This window comes from Variovorax multivorans (assembly GCF_051216835.1).
Classification (GTDB): domain Bacteria; phylum Pseudomonadota; class Gammaproteobacteria; order Burkholderiales; family Burkholderiaceae_C; genus Variovorax.
The window spans coordinates 61574-72677 of the sequence record NZ_JBPJZL010000001.1 but is presented as its reverse complement, the minus strand read 5'-3'; the positions used below and the strand labels follow the sequence as shown (position 1 = coordinate 72677).

Annotated in this window: 10 protein-coding genes; 8 read left to right on the top strand and 2 right to left on the bottom strand. The window is 66.9% G+C overall.

The genetic code is table 11. The annotated features are described in order from the left end of the window. Positions 1 to 31 precede the first annotated feature (31 nt). The 3 genes from ACSFCA_RS00335 to ACSFCA_RS00325 all read left to right on the top strand — a co-directional run bounded on the left by ACSFCA_RS00335 (position 32) and on the right by ACSFCA_RS00325 (position 3974). Positions 32 to 1636, top strand: coding sequence for an MFS transporter (locus tag ACSFCA_RS00335; RefSeq protein ID WP_435458253.1), 1605 nt, complete (start codon positions 32 to 34; stop codon positions 1634 to 1636). 12 nt (positions 1637 to 1648) lie between these two features. Next, positions 1649 to 3133, top strand: a complete 1485-nt coding sequence (locus ACSFCA_RS00330) for a flavin-containing monooxygenase (RefSeq protein WP_435458252.1) — start codon at positions 1649 to 1651, stop codon at positions 3131 to 3133. A gap of 91 nt (positions 3134 to 3224) precedes the next feature. Further along, positions 3225 to 3974: a hypothetical protein gene (locus ACSFCA_RS00325; protein ID WP_435458251.1), complete on the top strand. Its 750-nt coding sequence runs from the start codon at positions 3225 to 3227 to the stop codon at positions 3972 to 3974. A 33-nt stretch (positions 3975 to 4007) separates the two neighbouring features. On the opposite strand, the gene ACSFCA_RS00320 is transcribed toward ACSFCA_RS00325, so the two are convergent. Further along, the gene (locus ACSFCA_RS00320; protein WP_435458250.1) at positions 4008 to 4529 is read right to left on the bottom strand and encodes an HD domain-containing protein; all 522 of its coding nucleotides are present in this window, start codon (positions 4527 to 4529) and stop codon (positions 4008 to 4010) included. Between the two features lie 176 nt (positions 4530 to 4705). Here ACSFCA_RS00320 and ACSFCA_RS00315 point away from each other — a divergent pair, with 176 nt between their 5' ends. From ACSFCA_RS00315 to ACSFCA_RS00295, 5 genes are read left to right on the top strand one after another with little or no spacing between them, the layout of a single operon-like run. After that, positions 4706 to 5740, top strand: a complete 1035-nt coding sequence (locus tag ACSFCA_RS00315) for a TRAP transporter substrate-binding protein (protein ID WP_258354641.1) — start codon at positions 4706 to 4708, stop codon at positions 5738 to 5740. 15 nt (positions 5741 to 5755) lie between these two features. Next, entirely contained in the window at positions 5756 to 7627 is a 1872-nt protein-coding gene (locus ACSFCA_RS00310) for a TRAP transporter large permease (protein ID WP_435458249.1), read from the top strand. Between the two features lie 45 nt (positions 7628 to 7672). Then, entirely contained in the window at positions 7673 to 8722 is a 1050-nt protein-coding gene (locus ACSFCA_RS00305; RefSeq protein ID WP_435458248.1) for a LacI family DNA-binding transcriptional regulator, read from the top strand. A gap of 33 nt (positions 8723 to 8755) precedes the next feature. Continuing rightward, positions 8756 to 9757 carry an NAD(P)-dependent oxidoreductase gene (locus tag ACSFCA_RS00300; protein ID WP_435458247.1) on the top strand — a complete coding sequence of 334 codons (1002 nt, stop codon included), beginning with the start codon at positions 8756 to 8758 and terminating at the stop codon, positions 9755 to 9757. Between the two features lie 34 nt (positions 9758 to 9791). Beyond that, positions 9792 to 10613, top strand: a complete 822-nt coding sequence (locus ACSFCA_RS00295; protein ID WP_435458246.1) for an amidohydrolase family protein — start codon at positions 9792 to 9794, stop codon at positions 10611 to 10613. On the opposite strand, the gene soxR is transcribed toward ACSFCA_RS00295, so the two are convergent. Continuing rightward, entirely contained in the window at positions 10610 to 11083 is a 474-nt protein-coding gene (gene soxR, locus ACSFCA_RS00290) for a redox-sensitive transcriptional activator SoxR (RefSeq protein ID WP_435458245.1), read from the bottom strand. The two genes, ACSFCA_RS00295 and soxR, sit on opposite strands and share 4 nt — an antisense overlap. Positions 11084 to 11104 lie beyond the last annotated feature (21 nt).

Genomic DNA, 11104 nt, shown 5'->3' with positions numbered 1-11104 from the left:
CAAGACCGGAATCCCATAAGAAGGAGACCCCATGGCTCAGATCGGCAAGGCTCCATGCGACCACACGCTGATCCTGCATGGCGCCCGTGCGGAAGAGGGGGCCTGTCCCGAAGCCTCCAAGCCATGGGTGCTGGCCGCGGCCGTCGTGGGTTCGAGCATGGCTTTCATCGACGGCACGGTGGTCAACGTGGCGCTGCCGGCCATCCAGGCCGACCTGCTCGCCACGGCCTTCCAGGCGCAATGGGTGGTCGAGTCTTATGCCTTGCTGCTGGCGGCGCTGCTGCTGGTGGGTGGCGCGCTCGGCGATCACTATGGACGGCGGCGCATCTTCGCGATCGGCGTCGGCATCTTCGCCTTGTCGTCCGTAGCCTGCGGGCTCGCGGCCAATGTGCAACAGCTCATTGCCGCGCGCGCGGTGCAGGGCGTCGGCGGTGCGCTGCTGGTGCCGGGCAGCCTCGCGCTCATCAGCGCGGCCTTTCCCGAGAAAGAGCGCGGCAAGGCCATCGGCACGTGGTCGGGCTTCAGCGGCATCACTGCGGCCGTGGGGCCGGTGCTGGGCGGCTTCCTGGTCGATCACTTCTCGTGGACCTGGGCTTTTCTCATCAACGTGCCGATGGCGCTGCTGGTGCTGTGGATCGTCTGGCGCCACGTACCCGAGAGCCGAGGTGCATCGGCCAGCGGCGGGCTCGACGTGTGGGGCGCGCTGCTGGCGACGGCCGGGCTTGGCGGCATCGTCTATGCCTTCATCGAGGCGCCGACGCAAGGTTGGGGTTCGCCGGCCGTGCTCGCGGCGCTGGTCATCGGCGTGCTGGGCAGCGTGGGCTTCATCGCAGTCGAGCGCAAGGTGCGCACACCGATGCTGCCGCTGGGGCTGCTGCGCATCGGCAACTTCAGCGGGGCCAATCTGCTGACGCTGCTGCTCTATGCGGCGCTGGGCGGCGGACTGTATTTCTTTCCGCTCAACCTGATCCAGGTGCAGGGCTACTCGGCCACGGTGGCGGGCGCGGCGCTGCTGCCGTTCATCTTCATCATGTTCGCGCTCTCGGGCTGGGCCGGGCAACTGGTCGACCGTTTCGGGCCGCGCATGCCGCTGGTCATCGGGCCGTCGATTGCGGCGGTGGGCTTTGCGCTGTTCGCGCTACCGGGCGTGGGGGCGAGTTACTGGAGCGGCTTTCTGCCGGCCGCGGTGGTGCTGGGCTTCGGCATGACGGTGACGGTGGCGCCGCTGACGACCACGGTCATGAATGCGGTTGGGCCCGACCTGGCGGGCGTGGCCTCGGGCGTGAACAACGCCGTGTCGCGCGCGGCGGCGGTGTTGGCGATTGCCGTGTTCGGCGCGATCATGGCCTGGGCCTTCGACGCGGCGTTGGCGAACAACCTGCGCGAGATGGGCGCCTCGGCGCAGGTGTCGGCTTTTCTAGAAGGCGAGCGCAGCAAGCTGGCCGGCGCGGCGCTGCCGCCGGGCGTGGATGCCGCCACGGCGGTGGCCGTCAAGCGGGCCGTGGCCGAATCCTTCGTCGCGGGCTTTCGCTGGGTGATGCTGCTGAGCGCCGGGCTGGCCGTGCTGAGTGCGGCGAGCGCGTGGCTGATGATCCGGGGCACTCCCGCCGCAGGAGGGCCCGACAGCAAGAGCTAAGGAGACAAGTCGATGCAGGAAGAAGTGCGACAGCAGGTGCAGCACGTCGATGTCCTGATCGTCGGCGCCGGCCTCTCGGGCATTGGCGCCGGCTACCACCTGCAGGCGAACTGCCCGGGTCGCAGCTACGCGATTCTCGAAGGGCGCGAGCGCAGCGGCGGCACGTGGGACCTGTTCCGCTATCCGGGCGTGCGTTCGGATTCCGACATGTACACGCTGGGCTATTCGTTCCGGCCGTGGACGAACGCGAAGTCGATTGCCGATGGGCCCACGATCCTGAACTACCTGCGCGAGACGGCGGCGCAGCATGGCATCGACCGAAAGATCCGCTTCAACCATCGCGTGGTGCACGCTTCTTGGTCGACGCCCGATGCGTGCTGGAGCGTTGATGTCGAGCATGGCCCCGAGCGTCTTCCGCTGCGCATGCGCTGCAGCTTTCTCTTCTTGTGCAGCGGCTACTACAGTTACGAAGCCGGCTACACGCCCGAGTTTGCGGGCATCGGCGACTACACGGGCCGCGTCGTCCATCCGCAGCACTGGCCCGAAGACCTCGACTGCAGCGGCAAGCGGGTGGTTGTGATCGGCAGCGGCGCGACCGCGATGACGCTGGTGCCGGCCTTGGCAAAGATGGCCGCGCATGTCGTACTGCTGCAGCGCTCGCCCACCTACGTTGTCGCGCGGCCGGCGCAAGACCCCATCGCGCACGGGCTGCGGCGCTTTCTACCGGACAAGCTGGCCTATGGCCTCACGCGCTGGAAGAACGTGCTGCTGGCCATGTACTTCTTCCGCCTCGCGCGGCGCAAGCCGGACCGCGCGAAGCGGATGATTCTTGGCGGCGTGCGGCAGGCTCTCGGCCCCGACTACGACATCGCCACGCACTTCACGCCGCGCTACAACCCGTGGGACCAGCGCATCTGCCTCGTGCCCGACGGCGACCTGTTCGCGGCCCTCAACGCAGGGTGTGCCTCGATGGTCACGGACCAGATCGACACCTTCACGCCGGGCGGCATCCGGCTGAAGTCGGGCGCTGAGTTGGAGGCCGACGTGGTCGTCACCGCCACCGGCCTCGAACTGCAGGTGCTCGGCGGCGTGCAGCTCGACGTGGACGGCCGCCGCGTGGACCCGGCCGCGACCTTCAACTACAAGGGAATGATGTTCAGCGACATGCCCAACCTGGCCTCGTCGTTCGGCTACACGAACGCCTCGTGGACGCTCAAGAGCGACCTGACCTGCGCGTATGTCTGCCGGGTGCTCAATCACATGGAGAGGCACGGCTGGACCCAATGTACGCCGCGCAACTCCGACCCCACGCTGGCGCCCGAACCCTGGCTCGATTTCTCGTCGGGCTATGTGCAGCGCGCGGTGGGCAGGTTTCCGAAGCAGGGTTCGCGCGCACCGTGGCGGGTGTATCAGAACTACGCGCGCGACCTTGTCAGCCTGCGCTTCGGGGCGGTGGACGATGGGGTGATGGAGTTCTCGAACCCTCGCCGCGCCTAGACGATTGCGTGCGCAAGCAATCCTCTTTCCAGGGGATGCGGCGGAAAGACCTGCTTCCTAGAATGAAGCACACCAAGGAGAGGGAACCGTCATGAAGCAACGAACCGGATGGGTCATGGTGCTGGCGTGCGGCATCGGCGTCTTTGCATCGGGCGCGGCAGCAGCGCAGGCGGAGTATGCGATTCGCTGGGATCCATCTCAGGGCGGCCCCAAGACCGCGGCAGAGGCACTCGCTCGGTTGGCGCCGGGCGACAACGACATCGAAACGGACCTCTTCAGGGTGCGCTACGCCAGCGAGGTGAAGGCGCCCACGGGCGTTGTCGGTGCAAGGGCCATCCTTCGCGAGCGGGAGCGCACGAGCAAGGCGCGCCACGAGCTGACTTACAAGCTGCGCAGCAACTCGCCGCTGCCTTCGGCTCCCAGCTTTGCAGGCGCCCAGTGCCCGGTGGGTCCGCTGGTCGGTCCGAAGGACGAGACGAAAGACGAAGTCGATGTGTCGTTCACCAGCGCGGCAGATCCGGTGCGCGTGTTTTCGCGCAGTTGCACCGTGCAATCGACGAGCGCGCCGCCGCCGGTTCCCCAAGCGCTGCAAGCCCGCTTCGCGGCTTGCGAAAGCACGACGACACGACTCGAGCTCAAGAAGAGGGGGAATCTCAGGGTCGAGGAATGGCGCCTGCCGGGAGGGCGCGTTGCCATCGAGGCCTCGCGCACGGACCCCGACACCCCGAAGGCGCTGAAAGCGTTCCGCCGAGAGGTGGTCGAGCCCTTGACCACTGGGAGCAATGCCATCCGGCCGCTGTCGCGCAGCAAGACGGACCTGGGCAGCGATTGCGGCGCCTGATGAGCGCGCCGCGCGAGCCTGGTGCGAACCCGGCTAGGGCGCGTGCACGGGCGAGAGCAGGCTGTCGAGCTCCGTCCACAGCGGATCGCATTGCCCAGCCCTGAACGCGGCGGCCCTGAAGGTCGGGTGCTCGCCTTGGTACGTGTCCCAGAGCGTGCGATGCCCGTCCGCCACGCATGCCCGCACATTGGCCAGCCGGTCGGCGGCCTTCACCACCAGCGCAAGTTCTTCGTCGCCCGTCACCTTCGCCAGCGCCGCATAGGTCTTGGCCTTGCGCTCCTTGCGGTTGGCGCCGGGCGCGTCGGTCAGCAGCGCGACGCAGGCGGCCACCAGTTCGCCGAAGCGTGATCGCACGTCGGCCACCGTGGCCTCGGTGTCCTCGACCACGTCGTGCAGGTAGCCGATGACGCGTGCCTTGTCGCCGTAAGGCCGGAGCAGGGCGACCACGGCGTCCAGGTGGTGCACGTACGGATGAGGGCCGTATCTCTGCTCGCCATGCATTTCGACGGCATAGGCGCGGGCGGCGTCGGGTGTCGATGAAGTGATGGTGGTCATGCGGCGTCCTGTGGTTTTTCCATTCTGCCTTTTGCTTTGCAGCGCGCGGTCTTTACCTCGTTTACGAAGGAAAACACCTATCGGAAGAGCGTTGCCGGCATTCTTGTGTATCGATACAGTAAATCGTTCCACCAAAAACGGGCGCACGACCCGACAACCCTCCAGGAGACAAGAAAATGACCTCGCTTTCACGCCGCCGGTTCGTCCAGTCATCGTCCGCCTTGTCGCTTGCTGCGGCGACGGCGGGTTTCTCGCAGCACGCCTTCGCACAGGAAAAAACCGTGGCGCTACGGCTGTCGTCTTCCCACGTGGCCGACCTCAATTCCTCGCACTTCGCGTGGGTGCAGCTGATGCAGGCCAACCTGAAGAAGGCGGTGGGCGAGCAGATCCGCATCGACTACTTTCCGAACAACCAGCTCGGCAAGGAAAGCGACGTGGTGCAGCAGGTGAAGGTGGGCTCCATCGACATGATGCTCACGGGCTCTTCGATCTGGGCCACGGTAACGCCGCAGCTGGGCATGCTCGACCTGGGCTACCTGTTCGACAGCTACGAGCACGTGGCGCGTGCGGTGGAGGCGGGCGTGGGGCCGAAGCTCAACGACATGCTGGTGAAGAGCACGGGCTGCCAGATCATCACCTGGGGAGCGCATTACGGCGCGCGCAACGTCTACACCAAGCAGCCGGTGAAGGGGCTGGCCGACATCAAGAACGTGAAGCTGCGGGTGCTGCCCACGCCAGCCTTCATCGAGACTTTCAAGATCATGGGCGCGATCCCCACGCCGATTTCCTTCGGCGAGCTCTACATGGCGGCGCAAACCGGCGTGGTCGACGGCTTCGAGCACGACGCGGGCACGGTGCTGGCCAACAAGCTCAACGAGGTGGTCAAGCACTGCTGGATGACCGAGCACCTGTTCAGCCCGATGGTCTGCGTGGCCGGCAAGCGCGCGATGGACCGCGTGCCAGCCGCGTTGCGCCCGGCCTTCCTGAAGGCCGCGGCCGACTCCACGCTGCAGCAGCGCCAGATTGGCAACGAGCGCACGCAGCAGGTGATGGAAGAGCTGAAAAAGCTCGGCATCACCTTCACGCCCATGGCAAAGAACGAGCGCGACCAGGTCCGCAAGGAAATGGAAACGAAGCTCTGGGCCGGCTTCGCCAAGCAGTACCCGGAGACGGGGCCGCTGTTTGCCGCCATCAACGGCGCTCGGGCCTGAAGCTCCATGTCGAGCATGTCGCTTCCGTTGCAACCCGCGCTTGGCTTCGATGCCAGCCACGCCGCAGGCCGCTGGCTCGCCTGGCTGATGCGCATGACCGAGTACGTGGCCGGCGTGGTGCTGGCCATCGACGTGGTGGTCGTCTTCGTCTCGGTCATCTTCCGGTACTTTCTGCACGACCCCTTCGACTGGGCGGAGGAGGTGGCGCGCGCGCTGATGGTGATCCAGGTGTTCTTTGGCGCGGCCACAGTGCTGGCGCGCAGCCAGCACGTGGGCGTGGACCTGTTCCGCGGCATGCTGCCGGTGCGCTGGCAGCCGGCGCTGATCCAGCTCGGCAGCTGGATCATCGTGGGCGTGTCGGCGAGCCTCTTCGCCTCGTCGTGCGAGCTGCTGCTCGATTCGTACAACATGACGACTTCCATCGGCCTGCCGCAGTGGATCTACGTGTACCCGGTGGCTATCGGCAGCCTTTTCATGACGCTGTTCGGGCTGGCCAATGCGGTGAACGGGCCTTCGCGCGTGGTGTGGTCCACGCTGGGCGTGGGGCTGGCGCTGACGGCGGCGGTGGTGGGCTGGAACACGCTGATGAGCGAGCATGCGATTCCACCCTGGGCGCTGCTCGTGGCGGGCTTTCTCGGCGGCATGGCGCTGGGCATGCCCATTGCCTTTGTGCTTGCGCTGTCGTCGCTGGTGTTCTTCATGGCCGATCCGTCGCTGCCCATGCTGGTGTATTCGCAGCAGGTGATGGCGGGCACCGACCACTACGTGCTGCTGGCCATTCCGTTCTTCGTGCTGGCGGGCCTGCTGATGGAGGCCAACGGCATGTCGTCGCGGCTCATCGAACTGCTGCTGCGCATGTTCGGGCGGCTGCGCGGCGGGCTGGGGCTCATCACCATCACGGCCACGGCCTTCTTCTCGGGCGTGTCGGGCTCCAAGCTGGCCGACATCGCGGCGGTGGGCGGCATCATCATGCCGGCCGTGCGCAAGACCCGGCAGGACCCGAACGAGACCGCCGGCCTGCTGGCCTGCACCGCGGTGATGGCCGAGACCATTCCGCCCTGCATCAACATGATCATCATGGGCTTCGTGGCCAACATCTCGATCGCCGGGCTGTTCATGGCGGGGCTGGTGCCGGCGGTGGTGATGGCGGTGTCGCTGGCTGCGGTGACCATCTACGTGGGCACGAAGATCAACCCCGACGAGGCCTTCGACGTGCGCACGCCCATGTTTCGCCTGCTGGGCGGCGCGCTGGTGGCACTGGTGATGGTGGCGATGATCGGCAAGGGCGTGACCTCGGGCATCGCCACCTCGACCGAGGTGTCTTCGTTCGCGGTGGTCTATGCGCTGGTGGTGGGCTGGCTGGCCTTTCGCGAGCTCACGGTGAAATCGGTGGCGCGGCTGTTCGTGCGCTCGGCGTCGATGGCGGGCGGCATTCTCTTCATCGTGGCGGCGGCGTCGAGCCTGTCGTTCGCGCTCACGATCCAGCAGATTCCGCAGTACCTGTCGGAGTTCATGATCGGCTTTGCGCATTCCTACGGCAGCACGATGTTCGTGATGTTGTCGGTGCTCATCATGATCGTGTTCGGCGCCATTCTCGAGGGCGCGCCGGCGCTCATCATCTTCGGGCCGCTGCTCACGCCCATTGCCTCGCAGCTGGGCGTGAACCCATTGCACTTCGGCACGGTGATGGTCATTGCCATGGGCTTCGGGCTGTTCGCGCCGCCGGTCGGGCTGGGCCTGTTCGCCACCTGCGCGATCACCGGCACGCAGGTGAAGGACGTGGCGCGGCCGATGATGAAATACCTGGCCGTCTTGTTCGTTACCCTCGTGGTGCTGGTGTTGGTGCCGGCCTTCTCCACGTGGCTGCCGCTGCGCATGGGGATGTGAACGGACCGCGACAAGACAAAGACCAGAGACAACAGGAAGGATGCCGTGAGCAGAATCAGCGATGTCGCCCAGCGGGCGGGGGTGTCGACCAGCACCGTGTCGAACGTGTTGAACGGGCGCAGCGACCGCATGGCCAAGGAGACGCTGGCGCGCGTCGAGACCGCCATCCGCGAGCTCAAGTACCGGCCCAACACCTCGGCGCGGCAACTCAAGACGGGGTACACGCCGCTGATCGGGCTGCTGGTGCCGTCGATGGCCAACCCGATGTACGGCTTCATCGCCCGCGAGGTGGAAACGCTGGCGCAGGAGCGCTACGGCTTTCGCATCATGATCGGCAACACCTACCGCGACGCCGCCAAGGAAGCGCATTTCTTCGAGGACCTGATGGCGCATGGCGTGCGCGGCGTGATCATCATCTCGTCGCTGGTCGACGAGCAGCACGTGGAAGCGGCCGCCGAGCGCGGGCTGGTGGTGGTCAGCTACGACCGGCGCGCCACGCCCGCTGCATCGGGTGGGGCCTCGGTGATCGACCACGTGACGGTCGACAGCTTCGAGTCGTCGCGCATCGCCACGCAGCACCTGATCGAGCAGGGGCACCGCCGGCTGGCCTTCGTCACCCCGTCGGGCCGCACCATGAGCCGCAGCGAGAAGATCAATGGCTTCCTGGCAGCTGCGAAGAGCGCGGGCCTCGAGGGCAGCGCGCAGGTCATCGAGGGCATGCCGGTCGACGAATACGGAGATTCGATGATGAGCGAGCTGGGTCGCATGCAGGCTGGGCTCATCGCGAAGTCGAAGGATCGCCCGACCGGCGTGATCGGCGTGAACGACCTGCTGGCCTTCGGCCTGATGGCGGGTTTTCGCGATGCGGGCCTGGCGGTGCCGCAGGACGTGTCGGTCATCGGCATCGACAACGTGTTTCTCTCGACGCTGATGCACCCCGCGATGACCTCGGTGCGCGTGCCGGTGCCCGAGATGGCGCAGGTGATGGTCGAGCGGGTGATGAGCCGGCTGTCGGACCCGTCGATCTCGACGCAGGAGTTCGTTTTCGCGCCCACGCTGGTGGCGCGCGAATCGGTGGCGCCGCCGCGCGGCTAGTTCTTTTCTTTCCCTGAGCAGAAGTCTTTTTTCATGACCACGGTTTTCGTCAGCCATCCGCAAAGCAAGCTCGCTCACTACTTCGGCGACCGCGCCACGGCCGCCTTGCGGGCCATCGCGCAGGTGCGCTTCAACCCCACGGACACCGGTCTCTCGTCGCGCGAACTGGCCGAACTGGCGCGGGACTGCGACGCCATCATTTCCTATCGCCAGACGGTGGGCGACGAGGCGCTGTTCGCCGCGCTGCCGCAGCTCAAGGCCTTCGTGCGCTGCGCCATCGACATCCGCAACATCGACGTGGCTTCGGCCAGCCGGCACGGCGTGCTGGTGACGCAGGCGAGCGCGGGGTTCATCCCCTCGGTGTCGGAGTGGATCGTGGGCGTGATGATCGACCTGGGTCGGCACATCAGCGCCTCGGCCGAGGGCTATCACGCAGTCCGGCCCGTGGTGCCGGCGATGGGGCGCGAGTTGCGCGGCAGCACGCTGGGCGTGATCGGCTACGGGCAGATCAGCCGTTACCTGTGCGATGTCGCGCTGGCGTTGGGCATGCGCATCGTTGTGCACGATCCGTACACCGCGACAGGCAGGGCCGAGTTCGCGCAGGTGGAGCTCGACGCGCTGCTGGCGCAGTCGGACTTCGTGGTCTGCCTCGCGGCGGCCACCGAGGCGACCGAAAACATGATGAATGCCACGACCTTCGCCGCGATGCAGCCGCACGCCTTCTTCATCAATGCATCGCGCGGCAATCTGGTGGATGAAGACGCGCTGCTTGCCGCGCTCGATGCCGGCACGATCGCGGGATGCGCTGTGGACGTGGGCCGCGCGCCCGACCAGATGCCGTCGACGCGCGTGGCGACTCACCCGCGTGTGATTGCCACGCCGCATATCGGTGGACTCACGCCGGCGGCCGTCGAGCACCAGGCGATGGAAACCGTGTCGCAGCTGGCCGAAATCTTCCAGGGCAGGGCGCCAAAGGGCGCAGTGAACGCGGCCGAGGCTTATCGCTGGCAGCAGGCCTTTGGTGCGCGCGCCTGAACGTCCGACTCACACATCCCGCAAAGAGAGCCCCATGGAACCGACCCGGAATGCGCGCTACGCCGACGCATGCGACTGCCACGTCCACATCTACGAAGACCGCTTCCCGCTGATTCCGAACGTCGCATGGGTGCCGCCCCATTCGCCCGTGTCGGCTTACCGCGAACAGGTGCAGCAGCTGTTGGGCATCGACCGCGCCGTGGTCGTGCAGCCCACGGGCTACGGCTTCGACAACAGTTGCACGCTCGATGCGCTGGCCCAGTTCGGCAATGCAGCGCGCGGCATTGCGCTGGTAGCGCCCGACGTGGCCGATGCCGAGATCGCGCGCCTGCACGCAGGCGGCATGCGCGGCGTGCGCTACATGATGATCGGCGGCGTGCTGAGCTGGGCGTCGCTCGAACCGATGGCCGCACGGCTGGCCAATGCCGACTGGATGGTCAACCTGCAGCTTGACGGCCGCACGATGCCCGAGCACGAAGCAGTGCTCAAGCGCCTGCCGTGCCGGCTGGTGCTGGACCACAACGGCAAGTTCCTGGAGCCGGTGGCGCCGGACCATCCGTCGTTCCAGTCGCTGCTGCGCGTGCTCGATTCGGGGCGCGTGTGGATCAAGCTTTCGGCGCCCTACGAGACCTCGAAGACCGGCGCGCCCGGCTACGACGACGTGAGCCTGCTGGCCCGCACGCTGGCCGAGAAGTTTCCCGAGCGCTGCCTCTGGGCCAGCAACTGGCCGCACCCGGGGCGCAACCCCAGGCCCGAAAGCGCGCCGCTGTACGACCTGCTGTTTTCCTGGGCAACCAGCGACGACACGCGGCGGCGCATTCTGGTGGACAACCCGGCGGCGCTCTACGGTTTCTAGGCGCTGCGCCTCACCAGCAAGCGTTGCGGCCCTTGGCCCTCGGCGCCCAGCCGGTCCAGCGGATTGCGCAGCTTGCACCGGTCGATCGACAGGCAGCCGCAGCCGATGCAGTCGTCGAGCGTGTCGCGCAGTTTCTGCAGCTGCGCCATGCGCTCATCCAGCTCGGCGCGCCACGAGGCCGACAGGCGGGCCCAGTCTTCGCGGCTGGGCGCGGCGGACGCGGGGAGGGTAGCCAGCGCCCTGCCAATGTCGGCAAGCGAAATGCCTACCCTTTGCGCTACCCGCACGAAGGCCACGCGCCGCAGCACCGTGCGCGGATAGCGCCGCTGGTTGCCCGCAGTACGGGTGCTGTCGATCAGGCCCTGCGCCTCGTAGAAATGCAGGGTGGACACCGTGACGCCGCTGCGGCGCGCGACCTCGCCGACGGTGAGCGTGGGGGAGATGCCGGCCTTTTGCAGTGCGTCGTTCATGTGGAGAAAAACCTCTTGACC